9 protein-coding genes and 1 pseudogene are annotated in these 18,175 nt (G+C 35.7%); 1 reads left to right on the top strand and 9 read right to left on the bottom strand.

The features are described from left to right. Window positions 1–100 precede the first annotated feature (100 nt). The 3 genes and pseudogenes from HVS_RS17685 to HVS_RS02495 form a co-directional block, all read right to left on the bottom strand. Window positions 101–412, bottom strand: a pseudogene (locus HVS_RS17685) (cohesin domain-containing protein); the annotation flags it as partial. A 168-nt stretch (window positions 413–580) separates the two neighbouring features. After that, window positions 581–2,446: a cohesin domain-containing protein gene (locus HVS_RS02500; protein ID WP_101298917.1), complete on the bottom strand. Its 1,866-nt coding sequence runs from the start codon at window positions 2,444–2,446 to the stop codon at window positions 581–583. 135 nt (window positions 2,447–2,581) lie between these two features. After that, the gene (locus tag HVS_RS02495) at window positions 2,582–9,124 is read right to left on the bottom strand and encodes a cohesin domain-containing protein (protein ID WP_159063352.1); all 6,543 of its coding nucleotides are present in this window, start codon (window positions 9,122–9,124) and stop codon (window positions 2,582–2,584) included. A 972-nt stretch (window positions 9,125–10,096) separates the two neighbouring features. Here HVS_RS02495 and HVS_RS02490 point away from each other — a divergent pair. Beyond that, window positions 10,097–12,193 carry a glycoside hydrolase family 9 protein gene (locus tag HVS_RS02490; RefSeq protein ID WP_101298913.1) on the top strand — a complete coding sequence of 699 codons (2,097 nt, stop codon included), beginning with the start codon at window positions 10,097–10,099 and terminating at the stop codon, window positions 12,191–12,193. A gap of 103 nt (window positions 12,194–12,296) precedes the next feature. On the opposite strand, the gene HVS_RS02485 is transcribed toward HVS_RS02490, so the two are convergent. From HVS_RS02485 to HVS_RS02460, 6 genes are all read right to left on the bottom strand, one after another. Further along, window positions 12,297–12,947 (bottom strand): HAD family hydrolase, encoded by a 651-nt coding sequence (locus HVS_RS02485; RefSeq protein WP_101298911.1) that lies wholly within the window; start codon window positions 12,945–12,947, stop codon window positions 12,297–12,299. 60 nt (window positions 12,948–13,007) lie between these two features. After that, window positions 13,008–13,901, bottom strand: coding sequence for a phosphatidylserine decarboxylase (locus HVS_RS02480; RefSeq protein ID WP_101298909.1), 894 nt, complete (start codon window positions 13,899–13,901; stop codon window positions 13,008–13,010). A gap of 243 nt (window positions 13,902–14,144) precedes the next feature. After that, on the bottom strand, window positions 14,145–15,572 hold the full coding sequence (locus tag HVS_RS02475; protein WP_235827463.1) for a peptidoglycan D,D-transpeptidase FtsI family protein: 1,428 nt from the start codon (window positions 15,570–15,572) through the stop codon (window positions 14,145–14,147). Then, window positions 15,550–16,815: an FtsW/RodA/SpoVE family cell cycle protein gene (locus HVS_RS02470; protein WP_101298905.1), complete on the bottom strand. Its 1,266-nt coding sequence runs from the start codon at window positions 16,813–16,815 to the stop codon at window positions 15,550–15,552. Before HVS_RS02470 ends, HVS_RS02475 begins: the two co-directional genes overlap by 23 nt. Window positions 16,816–16,831: 16 nt before the next feature. After that, entirely contained in the window at window positions 16,832–17,275 is a 444-nt protein-coding gene (locus HVS_RS02465; protein WP_101298903.1) for an FHA domain-containing protein, read from the bottom strand. A gap of 32 nt (window positions 17,276–17,307) precedes the next feature. Next, the gene (locus HVS_RS02460; protein WP_101298901.1) at window positions 17,308–18,129 is read right to left on the bottom strand and encodes a rhomboid family intramembrane serine protease; all 822 of its coding nucleotides are present in this window, start codon (window positions 18,127–18,129) and stop codon (window positions 17,308–17,310) included. Window positions 18,130–18,175 lie beyond the last annotated feature (46 nt).

Genomic DNA, 18,175 nt, shown 5'->3' with positions numbered 1-18,175 from the left:
ATATCCTGTTTCCGTCCCAATCAAATAATAATGTACCTGTTGTACCATTTGGCATTGTCTCTGTATCTTCAAACCTAATTTCTGTTTTACCTGCTTTTTTAGCTTTAAACTCTATTATGCCAAATACCCCTGTTTCTTCAGGATTACCATCGCTTCTGTAGTCATCTAAGTACTGATAAACTTTACCAAAGTTTAGTAATCCCTTCTCAGGATCATTTGCTGATTGATCCACACTGCCATACTCTTTGTTATTTAATATTTCTCCCGCTTGCGGTACTGGATCTATTACTTCTAACATCTCAGGATCATACTTTATATTTACTTGATATCCTGCAAAGTGAGTTATATCCTCTACCTTTAATGATACTGTTATAATGTCTCCTACCTTTGCAGTTGTCTTATCAAGTTCCATCTCTATCTTTCCTGAAGTACCGCCTTCTTCTGTTATAACTATCTCCTCTGGCTGTACCACTTCATAGCCTGATATCCTGTTTCCGTCCCAATCAAATAATAATGTACCTGTTGTACCATTTGGCATTGTCTCTGTATCTTCAAACCTAATTTCTGTTTTACCTGCTTTTTAGCTTTTAAACTCTATTATGCCAAATACCCCTGTTTCTTCAGGATTACCATCGCTTCTGTAGTCATCTAAGTACTGATAAACTTTACCAAAGTTTAGTAATCCCTTCTCAGGATCATTTGCTGATTGATCCACACTGCCATACTCTTTGTTATTTAATATTTCTCCCGCTTGCGGTACTGGATCTATTACTTCTAACATCTCAGGATCATACTTTATATTTACTTGATATCCTGCAAAGTGAGTTATATCCTCTACCTTTAATGATACTGTTATAATGTCTCCTACCTTTGCAGTTGTCTTATCAAGTTCCATCTCTATCTTTCCTGAAGTACCGCCTTCTTCTGTTATAACTATCTCCTCTGGCTGTACCACTTCATAGCCTGATATCCTGTTTCCGTCCCAATCAAATAATAATGTACCTGTTGTACCATTTGGCATTGTCTCTGTATCTTCAAACCTAATTTCTGTTTTACCTGCTTTTTTAGCTTTAAACTCTATTATGCCAAATACCCCTGTTTCTTCAGGATTACCATCGCTTCTGTAGTCATCTAAGTACTGATAAACTTTACCAAAGTTTAGTAATCCCTTCTCAGGATCATTTGCTGATTGATCCACACTGCCATACTCTTTGTTATTTAATATTTCTCCCGCTTGCGGTACTGGATCTATTACTTCTAACATCTCAGGATCATACTTTATATTTACTTGATATCCTGCAAAGTGAGTTATATCCTCTACCTTTAATGATACTGTTATAATGTCTCCTACCTTTGCAGTTGTCTTATCAAGTTCCATCTCTATCTTTCCTGAAGTACCGCCTTCTTCTGTTATAACTATCTCCTCTGGCTGTACCACTTCATAGCCTGATATCCTGTTTCCGTCCCAATCAAATAATAATGTACCTGTTGTACCATTTGGCATTGTCTCTGTATCTTCAAACCTAATTTCTGTTTTGCCTGCTTTTTTAGCTTTGAACTCTATTATACCAAATACCCCTGTTTCTTCAGGATTACCATCGCTTCTATAGTCATCTAAATACTGATAAACCTTACCAAAGTTCAGTAATCCCTTCTCAGGGTCATTTGCTGATTGATTCACACTTCCATACTCTTTGTTATTTAATATTTCTCCCTCTTGCGGTACTGGATCTATTACTTCTAACATCTCAGGATCATACTTTATGTTTACTTGATATCCTGCAAAGTGAGTTATATCCTCTACCTTTAATGATACTGTTATAATGTCTCCTACCTTTGCAGTTGTCTTATCAAGTTCCATCTCTATCTTTCCTGAAGTACCGCCTTCTTCTGTTATAACTATCTCCTCTGGCTGTACCACTTCATAGCCTGATATCCTGTTTCCGTCCCAATCAAATAATAATGTACCTGTTGTACCATTTGGCATTGTCTCTGTATCTTCAAACCTGATTTCTGTTTTGCCTGCTTTTTTAGCTTTGAACTCTATTATACCAAATACCCCTGTTTCTTCAGGATTACCATCGCTTCTATAGTCATCTAAATACTGATAAACCTTACCAAAGTTCAGTAATCCCTTCTCAGGGTCATTTGCTGATTGATTCACACTTCCATACTCTTTGTTATTTAATATTTCTCCCTCTTGCGGTACTGGATCTATTACTTCTAACATCTCAGGATCATACTTTATGTTTACTTGATATCCTGCAAAATTGGATATATTTTCGACTTTTAGTGATACCGATATAATGTCCCCTGTCTTCACAGTTGACTTATCAATCTCCATTTTTATAACCGGCGTTGTATCTGCAAAAACTGGGTTTGTCGAAATGCATGATAATAATACTAGTATGGTTAAAAATAATGAAATCACTCTACTTTGCTTCATAAAATAAATATCCCCCTATCAACAGCATATATAAAAATATTGGGTAGTATTAAAATACCTTCCCATTTTTATACCTGCAATTTTATTTATCTTGAGGAAGGAGCTTAAGAGCTCCTCCCTCAAGTATTTTTATTATTACTTACCATAATGTGATGAGTTTTTATCAAAGTTTTTTATAATTATTACTATGTCTTCCATGTTTACAGCGCCGTCTTTATTTATATCTAACTCTTCACTAAACTTCTCGTTTCCAGTTACTGTATTATATGCCCCACCTACTAATGCTACGTCTGACAAGTTAAGCATTCCGTCTTCTGTAATGTCTCCAGCCCAGATTAGTAATGGTGATGATGAAGTAGATACTTGAGTATCTTTGTTACCTGCTACAACTAAGCTTCTAGTTATATAATATTGTTTTGATATTGTTATTGTATATCCATCTTCATTTCCTGGTACCTCGCTAATTTCGAAGTATCCGTTAGCATCAGTTACTGCATAAAGTTCTGTTCCTTCAACTTCTACATTGAATCCTGATAATAGTTCAGCTTTTACTGAGGAGTCATATTGGAAATCTGGTGCAACATAGCCTGAGATAGTATATCCTTCTGAAGGTTCAACTACTTCTTTTCCTACATTTACTCCTCCGGTTACAAATGTTACTGGTATTTTATTTAAGTCGTAGTCTGCAAATACATATTGGCTAGCTACATCTATTACTGTTAAGCCTTCTGGAGCATCTTCACTTACTTTTACTGTTAATATTGCAAATACTCCGTCTGTCTTAATCATGCGGTCACCTAATCCTGTTTCATCTACAAACATAAATGCTACTCTTGCATCACCTTTTACTATGTTTGACTTAAAGTCTTGTGCACCGTTTATCACTATTGGTCCGGCTTCTACTTTTTCTATTGTAAGAACGCTATCATCGTAAGTTATTCTAAAGTCACAATTGTTTATTCCGCTTGATGGTACATTGTTAAAGCTTATTGGTATTTCTATTGTGTCGCCTGCTTTCGCTGCTACTGTACCTATTATTACTCCAAATCCGTCTGGTAGCTGTGTTGGTTCTGGTGATGTTGTTGGTTCTGGTGATGTTGTTGGTTCCGGTGAAGTTGTAGGTTCTGGTGATGTTGTTGGCTCTGGTTCTTCTCCTACATTTACTCCTCCGGTTACATATGTTACTGGTATTTTGTTTAGATCATAGTCTGCATATACTCCTTCTTTTGCTACTGTTATTTCACTTAGTCCGTTTGGTGCTGTTGAGCTTACTTTTGCCTTCAATACTGCAAATACTCCGTCTGTCTTAATCATGCGGTTACCTAATCCTGTCTCGTCCACGAACATGAAGGACAATCTGCCATTGTCTTTATTTATATATGACTTAAAGTCTTGTGCACCGTTTATTATTATCGGTCCAGGTACTATTTCTGTTACATCTACTACATCTGGATCATACCATAGTATGAAGTCACAGTTGTTTATTCCACTTGATGGTACATTGTTAAAGCTTATTGGTATTTCTATTGTGTCGCCTGCTTTCGCTGCTACTGTACCTATTATTACTCCAAATCCGTCTGGTAGCTGTGTTGGTTCTGGTGATGTTGTTGGTTCCGGTGAAGTTGTAGGTTCTGGTGATGTTGTTGGCTCTGGTTCTTCTCCTACATTTACTCCTCCGGTTACATATGTTACTGGTATTTTGTTTAGATCATAGTCTGCATATACTCCTTCTTTTGCTACTGTTATTTCACTTAGTCCGTTTGGTGCTGTTGAGCTTACTTTTGCCTTCAATACTGCAAATACTCCGTCTGTCTTAATCATGCGGTTACCTAATCCTGTCTCGTCCACGAACATGAAGGACAATCTGCCATTGTCTTTATTTATATATGACTTAAAGTCTTGTGCACCGTTTATTATTATCGGTCCAGGTACTATTTCTGTTACATCTACTACATCTGGATCATACCATAGTATGAAGTCACAGTTGTTTATTCCACTTGATGGTACATTGTTAAAGCTTATTGGTATTTCTATTGTGTCACCTGCTTTCGCTGCTACTGTACCTATTATTACTCCAAATCCGTCTGGTAGCTGTGTTGGTTCTGGTGATGTTGTTGGTTCCGGTGAAGTTGTAGGTTCTGGTGATGTTGTTGGCTCTGGTTCTTCTCCTACATTTACTCCTCCGGTTACATATGTTACTGGTATTTTGTTTAGATCATAGTCTGCATATACTCCTTCTTTTGCTACTGTTATTTCACTTAGTCCGTTTGGTGCTGTTGAGCTTACTTTTGCCTTCAATACTGCAAATACTCCATCTGTCTTAATCATGCGGTTACCTAATCCTGTCTCGTCCACGAACATGAAGGACAATCTGCCATTGTCTTTATTTATATATGACTTAAAGTCTTGTGCACCGTTTATTATTATCGGTCCAGGCACTATTTCTGTTACATCTACTACATCTGGATCATACCATAGTATGAAGTCACAGTTGTTTATTCCACTTGATGGTACATTATTGAAGCGTATTGGTATTTCTATTGTGTCGCCTGCTTTCGCTGCTACTGTATCTATTATTACTCCAAATCCGTCTGGAAGCTGTGTTGGTTTCGGTGATGTTGTTGGCTTTGGTGATGTCGTTGGTTGTGGTTCTGCTCCAACATCTCCTCCAGTTACATATGTTACTGGTATTTTGTTTAGATCATAGTCTGCATATACTCCTTCTTTTGCTACTGTTATTTCACTTAGTCCGTTTGGTGCTGTTGAGCTTACTTTTGCCTTCAATACTGCAAATACTCCATCTGTCTTAATCATGCGGTTACCTAATCCTGTCTCGTCCACGAACATGAAGGACAATCTGCCATTGTCTTTATTTATATATGACTTAAAGTCTTGTGCACCGTTTATTATTATCGGTCCAGGCACTATTTCTGTTACATCTACTACATCTGGATCATACCATAGTATGAAGTCACAGTTGTTTATTCCACTTGATGGTACATTATTGAAGCGTATTGGTATTTCTATTGTGTCGCCTGCTTTCGCTGCTACTGTATCTATTATTACTCCAAATCCGTCTGGAAGCTGTGTTGGTTTCGGTGATGTTGTTGGCTTTGGTGATGTCGTTGGTTGTGGTTCTGCTCCAACATCTACTCCTCCAGTTACATATGTTACTGGTATTTTGTTTAGATCATAGTCTGCATATACTCCTTCTTTTGCTACTGTTATTTCACTTAGTCCGTTTGGTGCTGTTGAGCTTACTTTTGCCTTCAATACTGCAAATACTCCATCTGTCTTAATCATGCGGTTACCTAATCCTGTCTCGTCCACGAACATGAAGGACAATCTGCCATTGTCTTTATTTATATATGACTTAAAGTCTTGTGCACCGTTTATTATTATCGGTCCAGGTACTATTTCTGTTACATCTACTACATCTGGATCATACCATAGTATGAAGTCACAGTTGTTTATTCCACTTGATGGTACATTGTTAAAGCTTATTGGTATTTCTATTGTGTCGCCTGCTTTCGCTGCTACTGTATCTATTATTACTCCAAATCCGTCTGGAAGCTGTGTTGGTTTCGGTGATGTTGTTGGCTTTGGTGATGTCGTTGGTTGTGGTGTACCTCCAACATCTACTCCTCCGGTTATATATGTTACCGGTATTTTGTTTAGATCATAGTCTGCATATACTCCTTCTTTTGCTACTGTTATTTCACTTAGTCCATTTGGTGCTGTTGATTTGATTGTTGCTTTAAGTACTGCAAATACTCCGTCTGATTTAATCATTCGGTTACCTAATCCTGTCTCGTCCACGAACATAAAGGACAATCTGCCGTTGTCTTTATTTATATATGACTTAAAGTCTTGTGCACCGTTTATTATTATTGATCCAGGTACTATTTCTGTTACATCTACTACGTCTGGATCATACCATAGTATGAAGTCACAGTTGTTTATTCCGCTTGATGGTACATTATTGAAGCGTATTGGTATTTCTACTTTATCTCCGGCTTTTGCTACAACTGTATCAATTACTACTGTAAATCCATCTGGCATTGGTGATGATGTAGGTTGTACTGAACCTCCAACATCTACTCCACCTTCATTATATCTTGCTGGTATTTTATTCAGGTCATAGTCTGCAAATACTCCTTCTTTTGCTACTGTTATTTCACTTAGTCCATTTGGTGCTGTTGATTTGATTGTTGCTTTAAGTACTGCAAATACTCCGTCTGATTTAATCATTCGGTTACCTAATCCTGTCTCGTCCACGAACATAAAGGACAATCTGCCGTTGTCTTTATTTATATATGACTTAAAGTCTTGTGCACCGTTTATTATTATTGATCCAGGTACTATTTCTGTTACATCTACTACGTCTGGATCATACCATAGTATGAAGTCACAGTTGTTTATTCCGCTTGATGGTACATTATTGAAGCGTATTGGTATTTCTACTTTATCTCCAGGATTTGCAGCTACTGTAGCTATATCTATAACCAATGCTCCTGGTGGTACTGTTGGGCTTGGTGACGTAGTTGGTTTTGGTGATGTTGTTGGTTTTGGTGATGTTGTTGGTTTTGGTGATGTTGTTGGTTTTGGTGATGGTTGTTGTGAGCCACCTGGTTCTACACCCCATACTAATTGACCGTTTATGTAAGCTGTTACCTTATCCCACTCAGTATAACCGGATGCATTTGCATTAAATGAATAGTCATTTGACTGGTTATAATTTGACCAATCATTCTTAGCAAATCTTCCTTGTATTTCAACAGGTCTGTTTGCTTCTAAGGTTCCTGCTGAACTTGAAAAACTAATTTCTAGATAATGGTCTGCATTGCTTGCACCACTGCTTATTGATGAAAACTTACCAGTTACAGCTGAAGTTATTGCCTCATATTGATTACCTGTTTTAGCTGCATGGTCACACCAGAAAGTCTGTGACTGATTTCCATCAATTGTGAAGTAATACCTTAATGTAACATCAGCTAAATTAATCGGTGTGCTTCCAGTATTAGTCAATCTAAATTGTGGATGTATAGAACTACTGCTGGAAGCTCTGTTTGAGTTATAGAACTCAACTTTTAGATTTCCTGATGGTTGTTGTGGTGATGGTGATGTCGTTGGCCTTGGTGATGGTGATGCAGTTGGTTTTGGTGATGATGTTGGCTGTGTTGAAGAACCTAAGTTAACTCCACCTTCTACAAATTTAACTGCTATTTTATTTAAATCATAATCTGCAAATACACCTTCTTTTGCAACTGTTATTGGTGCAGCTGCATTAGTCAATACTTTTGCTGTTATTACTGCAAATACACCGTCTGACTTAATCATGCGGTTACCTAAACCTGTCTCGTCTACAAACATGAAGGACAATCTGCCGTTGTCTTTGTTTATATATGACTTAAAGTCTTGTGCACCATTTACTATTATTGAGCCTGCACTAATGTTAGTAACTTCAATCACACTTGGCTCGTACCATAGTATGAAGTCACAGTTGTTTATTCCGCTTGATGGTACCCCCGTCAAATATAGAGGTATCTCAACTGTTTCACCTACGCTCGCATCTACACTTGCCACTGTCAATGTTGTTCCGTCACCTGCTGGTGGTGTTGACGGTGTTGGCTTTGGTGATGTTGTTGGTGATGTAGTTGGTTTTGGTGATGATGTTGGCTGTGTTGAAGAACCTAAGTTAACCCCACCTTCTACAAATTTAACTGCTATTTTATTTAAATCATAATCTGCAAATACACCTTCTTTTGCAACTGTTATTGGTGCAGCCGCATTAGTCAATACCTTTGCTGTTATTACTGCAAATACACCGTCTGACTTAATCATGCGGTTACCTAAACCTGTCTCGTCTACAAACATGAAGGACAATCTGCCGTTGTCTTTGTTTATATATGACTTAAAGTCTTGTGCACCATTTACTATTATTGAGCCTGCACTAATGTTAGTAACTTCAATTACACTTGGCTCGTACCATAGTATGAAGTCACAGTTGTTTATTCCGCTTGATGGTACCCCTGTCAAATATAGAGGTATTTCAACTGTTTCACCTACGCTCGCATCTACACTTGCCACTGTCAATGTTGTTCCGTCACCTGCTGGTGGTGTTGACGGTGTTGGCTTTGGTGATGATGTTGGCTGTGATGAACTTAAATTAACCCCACCTTCTTCAAACTTAAATTGTATTAGATTTAAATCGTAATCTGCAAATATTCCTCTTTTGTCGGTAGCTAAAGATATAACAGCTGGCTGCTCCTTTAAAACCTTTGCTGTTATTGTTAGATATACCCCGTCTCTGTCAATCATACGGTTGCCGACGCCTGTTTCGTCTACAAACATTGTTGATATTCTGCCTGCAGAAGCATTTACGTATGATTTAAAATCCAGTGAACCACCTTTAATTATGTCTCCTGGTTCTACTTCCACTACCTCCAGCACACTAGGATCATATGTAAGTACAAAGTCACTATTGTTTATCCCCTTTGCTGGCACCCCTGAAAGTTCCACTGGTATTTTTACTGTTGTTCCAGCACTACCCTGGACACTTCCAACTTTTACTGTTAGTTCTTGAGATGCCAAAACCAATGAATTTGGTATAACCCCTGCTGCAAATATAGCGGTTAGCATCGCAACAACTACAAGCATACTGATGACTTTTTTCATTACCATTCCTCCCATAAAATTAATGATGTATGATCTTAATAAAAAGACCTTTAAAGGTATTTATAAGTAAATACCTTATATACTTAATTTAAAGCAAATCAAAATAAAGCAATGTTAATAACATGCATAATGTCACTTGCCACATGTATGTCACTTGCCACATGTGAGTTTTTATTTTTTTAATACCAGAGAGTTTGTAACAAGACTAGAGATTGAATTGAATGTAATAACAATTGTTATTATGGTTGTTATGTAGATGCTGGTTCTTTAGAACAATCAATCCTGCAACTGTTTTGAATTCTGTATTGTAATCAGACTATGTTTTTAAACAAAAGTACTCCTCTAGTATATATCTCTATAAGGATTTAATTGTAGTATAGATTTGATTTTTCCCCCAGATTCCTCCCTAATCAAAAATTTTATTTATATATTAACTTAGTATTAACGGGAACAAAAGGCTTATAACATAATTAAAATGTAAAAACCAACATATAAGACATACAAATAAAACTAATCCCCTTTTTCCCCTTAATACATAGTTGTTATCAAAATACTCTATTTTTAATTTCATTATATATTAAATTTGATTTTGTTTCAACATTTTTTCAAAATTAAAGCGTTTGTTTTTATTTTATAATTAGATTCTTAAATTAATATTTGGAAAAAAATTTTTTTAATCCTGTGTCCTCCTTACATATCTTTCGTTAATAATATTTTTTTTGTGTACATGTACGTACTTTTATTTTTGTAAGTAAATTTTGTTAGAAAAAGTGATAAATAGTATAGACAATTATAAAGTATTTAATGGGTATTCCACCTGACATTATACCTGAAATATTTTCCTTTGAAAAAACATTGTTTTTTTGTTTTTTGCTAGATGTGACAATGCAAATAGTATATAATTTAATTATAGGCTAACAGAATAAAATTTTTATTTAAATTATATATTTTTTAATAAAGGAGGATATTTAAATGAGAAAAGTTGCCAGTGTTTTTTTGTCTTTAGCTATGCTAATGGTATTTTTAATCCCTCTAAACATTTCTGTAACATCAGCTAAAGAGTCTTTCAACTACGCTGAAGCACTTCAAAAGGCCATCTACTTCTATGAATGCCAGCAGGCCGGTCCACTTCCTTCCTGGAACCGTGTCCAGTGGCGTGGGGATTCTACTCTTAATGACTATGTAACCGGCGGCTGGTATGATGCCGGAGACCACGTAAAGTTTAACCTGCCTATGGCATACTCAGCTGCAATGCTTGGATGGGCCTTATATGAATACCCTGAAGGTTTTGACAAGTCAGGACAAAGAATTCATATGGAAAATAATTTAAGATTTGTCTTGGATTATTTAGTTAATTGTAACAAAGGTTCAAGTGTAGTATATCAAATAGGGGATGGCGCTGCAGACCACAAGTGGTGGGGACCTGTTGAAGTTATCGAAAAGGAAATGGAACGTCCTTATTTTACCGGCAGAGGCTCTGCTGTAACAGCGCAAATGGCAGCAGCCCTGGCTATAGGTTCAATAATTTTTGATGATGACGTTTATCTTGATAATGCAAAAAGTTTATTCAAACTTGCAGATACTGAAAGAAGTGATGCTACATATACTGCTGCAGCCGGATTTTACGATTCCTGGAGCGGATTCTGGGATGAACTTACCTGGGCTGCAACATGGTTATATCTTGCAACTGATGATATTTCTTATCTTGAAAAGGCAGAATCTTACACAGAATTTTGGAATACCGAGCAACAAACTGATATTTGGGCATATAAATGGGGACATTGCTGGGATGATGTATTATACGGAACCCAGATCCTCCTTGCAAGGATAACTAATAAAGATGAATATAAAAAAGCCTGTGAAAGACATCTGGATTACTGGACAACCGGATATGACGGCAACAGGATAAGGTATACTCCTAAGGGTCTGGCCTGGCTTGATCAATGGGGAGCACTGAGATATGCAACAACCACTGCATTTATAGCAAGTGTTTATGCAGATTGGGAAGGTTGTTCACCTGATAAAAAAGCAATTTATGAAAATTTTGCTAAAACCCAAATAGATTATGCTTTGGGAAGTACAGGAAGAAGCTTTGTTGTAGGCTTTGGAGAAAACCCTCCTCAAAGACCGCATCACCGTACTGCCCACGGTGCCTGGGCCGACACTGATAAAGAGCCTCCTTATCACAGACATGTACTCTACGGCGCATTAGTGGGAGGACCTAATCAAAATGACCAGTATACTGACAAAATTGATGATTTTGTATGCAATGAAGTGGCTTGTGACTACAATGCAGGTTTTGTAGGTATTCTTGCAAAAATGGTTTCCCTTTACGGCGGAACTCCTGATGAAAACTTCCCGCCATTAGAAGAACCTGAAGATGAATTCTTTGTAGAAGCCAGCATAAACTCAATGGGACCAAATTATACTGAAATCAAAGCAGAATTAAATAATAGATCTGCATGGCCTGCAAGAGTAATTAAAGATTTATCATTTAATTACTATGTTGACCTAACAGAAGTTTTTGAAGCGGGTTATGGTGTTGAGGATATAAAAGTTGAGCTGCGTATGGCAGAAATACCTGCAACCATTACCCAATTGCAACACTATTCAGAAAATATATATTATGTGAAAATATCTTTTAAAGACGGTACAGATATTTTCCCCGGAGGGCAATCTGAATTCAGGCGTGAAGTACAGTTCCGCATCTCAGGACCTCAGGGGACTGACTTTTGGAATCCGGACAATGATTTTTCATACAATGGGCTTGTACGTGACCATGTAGTAACAAAAACTGAATATATGCCTGTGTACGATGGTGCAACAAAAATATTTGGTTTAGAACCTGAGTCATCAGAAGAGCCTCTCTTACTAGGGGATCTTAATGACGATGGTATTATCAATACTTCCGATTACTCTCTACTGACAAGATATGTATTGGAAATAATATCTGAGTTTCCGACACCTAAAGGAACATCAGCTGCAGACCTTAACAGCGACGGAATAATTGATTCCCTTGACTGTACTTTAATGCAAAGGTATATATTAGAAATAATAGATAAATTTTGAACCGAGTATGAATTTTAAGGGGTCATTTCTAAATGACCCCTTTTCTATATTCCCTTCCCATTACTTACTTTAAAAAATATAAAAATTTAAATTCTATTAATTGTTATTTGTTGTTTATTAATTTTTTAATATGCTCTTTTGCATCAAAAAGACTTTCTGCCACATAGTTTACAAAACTAAAGTCCTGTTTGTACGTATATTGATTTGGAATTGCAATGGTATAACAACCTGCTCTAACTCCTGCCAGCGCACCATTGCTCGAATCTTCAAGAACAACCGTCTCTGATGGCAATGCCTGGAGTTTTTCCATTGTTTTTAAGTATATTTCAGGATTTGGCTTCCCGTTTATTATTTCATCTGAAGGCTGTAAAATTTCAAAATTGTTTTTTATATCCAGCCTGTCTAATACTATTTGCAAAAACTTATGGGGAGAACCTGTTGCTATTGCAAGTTTCATTTTATCTTTAAACTCCTCTAAAATATCAAAAAGCCCTGGCATAGGAACAAGCTCTTTTTTTAGCTTTTCAACAAACAGTTCATCCCTCATTTTCAAAAGCTCTTTTGGAGGAATATCAATATTTAAATCTTCTGCAAATATTTCCATCGCCTCTATAGGCTTTCTCCCCATCATTTTCCATAGCGTTTCATCTTCTACCTCTTTGTTAAATTTTTTAGCTATAATTCTTTCTGTATCAAAATACAATCCCTCTGTATCAACCATCAAACCATCCATATCAAATATAATTGCTTTCATCTTTCTTTATCATCCTCTTTTTTATTTTATTTTTTAATTCTTTTAAATTTAATTTCTAAATTATATTTTTACACTCCTCCCTATCACTTCCCCTGCCTTTATTTTAGACTCATATCCTAATTTTGTTTGATATAATATGTCTTCATCAAGTTTAACACGGTCTTTTTTAATTAAAATTATTATGGTTGAACCTCCAAATTTAAAAAACCCTTTTTCACTGCCCCTTTTAATAAATTCTCCTGGTTTGTATGTCTGAACAATTGAGCCGACACAAGCAGCTCCAACTTCAACATATATTAACTCCCCATAATTTTTAGAATCTAAAATGCTGTATTCCCGTACATTTTGGCAGAACACCTTTGGATAAAAGGACAAAGCCATAGGATTAACTGAATAATAATGTCCCTTTATCCTTTTACTTTCACTGCATACACCATCATCAATGAAATGAAATCTATGATAATCCGTAGGATTTAGCCTTAATACTATAACAGTTCCCCCATCATACTTTTCTATAATTTTGTTTTCAGGTATTAAGTCTTTTAATGTATAACTAATCCCTTTTATCCCGATATTTTTGTTTATATCTACATTCATCCATCCCTGGACCCTTCCATCCCCCGGCGACAAAAACAATTCCGGCTCTTTTGGGAAAGGTCTTGCACAAGGCTTTATTTTTCTGGTAAAAAAATCATTAAATGATTTAAAATCCTTTAGTTCACCACAAAATTCTGACATGTCAATATCATACTTTTCTATAAACTTTTTTATTTTTGCAGCACTAATTCTGCTATCACATAGTATTCCGGCCAGTACAGAATATATTTTTCTTTTTAATACCAACTCCAATCCTATTCTGCCATAGCTTGTGGTATATAGAACTTCTATAATTTTTCCCCCTGCTATTTTTTCTATATCGTATTCTTTAGTTTGTCTGTTGTATACTTTAATCATTTTTAAAGCACCCTGATCCTACGATCTATATTTTTAAAAATATTACGTTTCAAAAATCATTCTTCTTCAATATATTAATAAATAATTGTAAAAAAGACAACTTCTAAAAACATGGCAAATTAATAAGAAGGAGTGTAAGGAGTGTATAAATAAAAACATAAAACATATAATATAGACATGTTCTTCGTAGCACACACCGGAGAACCCTTATAAAACACCAGGGTATTTATTTGTCCTGGTGTTTTAATGTTTTTCTATGCTTTGTAAATACTCACTTATAATTCTTTTTGCAATGGGTGCAGAAACACCCCCGCCGGAACCTCCATGTTCAACAATAACCGCCACTGCTATCTTAGGATCTTCAACCGGTGCAAATCCGATAAACCAGGCATGTTCCCCACCTTTGTTTTTTTCTGATAAATGGTTTTCTGCCGTACCTGTTTTTCCGGCAACACTGATGCCTTCTATTTTGGCATTTGCACCTGTACCATTTTCTACAGCTTCATACATCATATCTTTAATAATATCCGCAGTTTTTGCCTCCATAATTTTATACATTACATTAGACTTAAAATCTTTTATCTTTTTCTCCTCCGGTGACATAACTGATTTTACCAGTACAGGTTTCATTACATCGCCGCCATTAGCAATACCTGCTGTAAGCATAGCCATGTGAAAGGGGGTAAAAAGCATTTCCCCCTGCCCAATAGCCACCGCTGCCATATCGTTCTTCCCCATGGTATCGTAAGGGAAAATGCTTTTATTCACAGGAATGTCAAATTCTATATCCCTGTTCATGCCTATTCTGTCAGCTAATCTTTTTAGCTGGTTACTTCCAAGCTCAACCCCTATTTGTGAATAGACAACATTACTTGAAGCGGCAAGGGCTTCTTTTATGCCTATATTCCCAAGAGCTTTTTCCCCGGCATTTTTTATTTCATACCCGTCAATAACCACTTTTCCCTTATCTTCATATGTCTTTTTATCCAATCCCTTTTCAATTGCCCCGGCAGATATAATAACTTTATAAACCGAGCCTGGAGGATAAAGACCTTGGGTTGCCCGTGGCAGAAGAAGAGCCTCTTCTGATTCTGCAATACTTACCCAGTTTTCTTCAAGCCACTTACTATTGGCATTAAAATCCGGCTTACTTACAAGGGCAAGTACTTCCCCTGTTTTAGGATCAATAGCCACAATGGCTCCCTTTTTATCTTTTAAAAGATTACCGCCTAATTCCTGAAGCTTATGGTCTAATGTAAGATAAATGTCATTCCCTCTGCTTTCCCTGTCAACCATCCCAAACACCTGGCTGTAATTATCAAGACCTAATAAATAACCATTATAAGCTGCTTCTATAAGTGATTTTCCATAAATCTTAGAATTATAGCCTATAACATGGCTGTACAAAGCCTCATATGGATATATACGCTCATATGACTCGCCACTCTTTTCACTATATGCCAATACAACCCCGTTTCTATCAAATATGCTGCCCCTTAAGGTGTTTTCTTCTATTTCACTGTTTCTCCTGTTATAAACATTTTGCATAAGTTTTTTGCCTTGAAAAATTTGTAAATAAGTTAAATATGCTGTTATGGCAAAAAATATTGAACACATTGCCACCAGCACCCTAATGATTTTTTTGTTTTCATCCATAGTTTTCACCCTCACTGCTAAAGTCCCCTCTTGATATTGCCTGTAAAATACCTAAAATAATAAAACTTGTAACTAAAGAACTTCCCCCATAACTTACATATGGCAGAGTTGTACCCGTCAAAGGAATAAGCTTTATTACCCCTCCAATAATTATAAAGGTTTGCATTCCAATTAGAAGAATAAGTCCTAGTACCACTATCTTCTCAAATCTTCTCTTTATGTTTAAAGCAATTTTAAAAGCTCTGTAGCACAAAAGCATGTATAGCAAAACCACTGCCACTCCAGTTAAAGTTCCCATTTCTTCACATATTGCAGAAAATATAAAATCTGTACTGGCAAATGGAATCATATATGGTTTTCCCATTCTCAATCCTGTCCCAAAAAAACCCCCGGAGCCTATTCCAAACAGCGACTGAGCTATCTGATAACCCTTCCCTAAAATATCCTCCCATGGATTAATCCAGATTTCAACCCTCACCCTTACATGATAAAAAAACTTATATGCTATCAGAGCAGTTGGCAGAAGCAAACCACAGTTTAAAATCAAAAACTTGTAGCCTTCACTAAAAATATAGAGAACAAAAAGGTATACCAGCAATAATATCGCTATAGTTCCCCAGTCCCTTTGCAAAGCTAAAAATCCTACATTTAAGTAAGTAATAAACATTAATAATACCCTGTTCATGAAAATTTTATTTTTTTCACCAATATTAGATTTCTGAAAAAATAATTTGTCCCGACTTTTAAAATAACTTCCCAAGAAGAAAACATATAATATTTTATTAAGTTCTGAAGGCTGAAAACTAAATCCCGCTATTATAATCCAGTTTTTAGCCCCGTTAATTGTGGTACCAAAAACAAGAGTCAAAATATACAAGAGAATAGGTGCAACTATATAGAGGTAATAATATTTATGCCATTTATCTATCTTCAGATATAAATAATAACATGTAAAAAATGCAATAATACCTGTAAGCATCCAAATAACCTGTTTAACCGCCAATCCTGAATCCAGCCTGTATATCATCATAATGCCAATACTTAAAAGCATTGATACAATTAGAAAAAGATAACTTTCCCCAAATCTCTTTTTTATAATGACGGTATAGGATATACAAATCATTGCCAACACAATAAAACACATTAAAAAGGCATGGGAATTATATGGCTCTTCCCTGAATGCCAAAAAAGTATAACCTATAATATTGGCAAAAATAATCATACTTAAAGGCACATAGCCGGCTATTTTTCTAAACATAAAAACACCTCATCTGCTACCCCTTGACAAAAATAAATTCAATTTGTCCTATTTTTATTATATCGTTATCCTTTAACAAATTCTTGCTATTATTTTCAACCCTTTTCTCATTAATAAATACTCCGTTTTTGCTGTCTAAATCCCTTATATAAACCTCTCCCCTTTCTAAGATAAACTGGGCATGAATACCTGATATAAAAGAATCCTTTATAACAATGTCATTTTTATCCTGGCGCCCGATTGTCATACTTTTAGACAGTACATAAATATCTTCAACTTTAAAAGGAAGAAGTTCCCTTCTGGTTTTTAGCCTTAAAGTTGGAAATCCTTTGTCCAGATTAACTTTACTGACATTCATAGACTTTATATCAAGATATATAAGGCGTATAATGCTAAAAATAAACAAGTATATAACAGATGCAAAAACTACTTTTGCAATTAGCAATACCACCTCAACCATTTCCCCCACCCCTTTATAAAAACCAATTAATTTTAAGTGGTATGTTTATGATTATTTATATGTTCTTGGCAATACTCATAATCACTACCGCATATTTTGCAATATCCAAAAAACATATTTGGAAATTCCCTGGATGTTTTTCCACATTCCCGGCACTTATGAACAAATTCAATTTTTTTTGGAGGTGTTATAACTTTAAATTTTCTACGTTTACGTTTTTTTGAATAAACAGATATAAAACCGGATGCTTTAGGATAAATCTGTTTTTTCCAAAGATCCCCTCCAAAAAATATAATAAAGTTTGAAAGAGAAAGTACCGCTGCTATCTTATTTTCTATACTGTCAAAAATCACAGTAAGTACTACAAAAAATACATTAAACCAGGCTAAATATTTTACCTTCACAGGTATAATAAAAAATAAAAGCAGTTTGAAATCAGGATATAAATATGCAAATGCAAGGAATATAGATAAATTTAAATATACATTGGAAGCGGAACCTGCAATAAAAGCTGATATAATTGCAGACAATACGCCTATAAAATAATATAAATTAAATCTGAAACTTCCCCATATATTTTCCAGCGAGCTTCCAAATATATACAATATGTATAGTGCAAATATTACAAATATGCTGCTGCCCGGAGGTATAAAAATAAAGGTTATAAGCCTCCACACCTGCCCCTGCAAAATCATGTCACGGTTAAGGGTCAGCATATCATAAACAATAAGAGCTAACTTCAAGCTTAAATTTACCACTACAAATATAAATGCCGCTGCAATAACAATATACTTTATAAGCCCTCTTATTGCAAACCGGCTGTATTTTTGTTCAAGCCTGTAAATCCAATTCAAAGTTAAACAATCCTTTCAAATTAAGTTAATACTACTTTTTATTCTA

Origin of the sequence: Acetivibrio saccincola, assembly GCF_002844395.1 — a bacterium.
Classification (GTDB): Bacteria; Bacillota; Clostridia; order Acetivibrionales; family Acetivibrionaceae; genus Herbivorax; species Herbivorax saccincola.
This window is presented reverse-complemented; position numbering and strand designations above follow the sequence as displayed.

Excerpts from the sequence above, each read along its gene's own strand:
- HVS_RS02500 (WP_101298917.1), bottom strand. The coding sequence starts at position 2,446 with ATGAAGCAAAGTAGAGTGATTTCATTATTTTTAACCATACTAGTATTA.
- HVS_RS02495 (WP_159063352.1), bottom strand. The coding sequence starts at position 9,124 with ATGAAAAAAGTCATCAGTATGCTTGTAGTTGTTGCGATGCTAACCGCT.
- HVS_RS02490 (WP_101298913.1), top strand. The coding sequence starts at position 10,097 with ATGAGAAAAGTTGCCAGTGTTTTTTTGTCTTTAGCTATGCTAATGGTA.
- HVS_RS02485 (WP_101298911.1), bottom strand. The coding sequence starts at position 12,947 with ATGAAAGCAATTATATTTGATATGGATGGTTTGATGGTTGATACAGAG.
- HVS_RS02480 (WP_101298909.1), bottom strand. The coding sequence starts at position 13,901 with ATGATTAAAGTATACAACAGACAAACTAAAGAATACGATATAGAAAAA.
- HVS_RS02470 (WP_101298905.1), bottom strand. The coding sequence starts at position 16,815 with ATGTTTAGAAAAATAGCCGGCTATGTGCCTTTAAGTATGATTATTTTT.
- HVS_RS02465 (WP_101298903.1), bottom strand. The coding sequence starts at position 17,275 with ATGGTTGAGGTGGTATTGCTAATTGCAAAAGTAGTTTTTGCATCTGTT.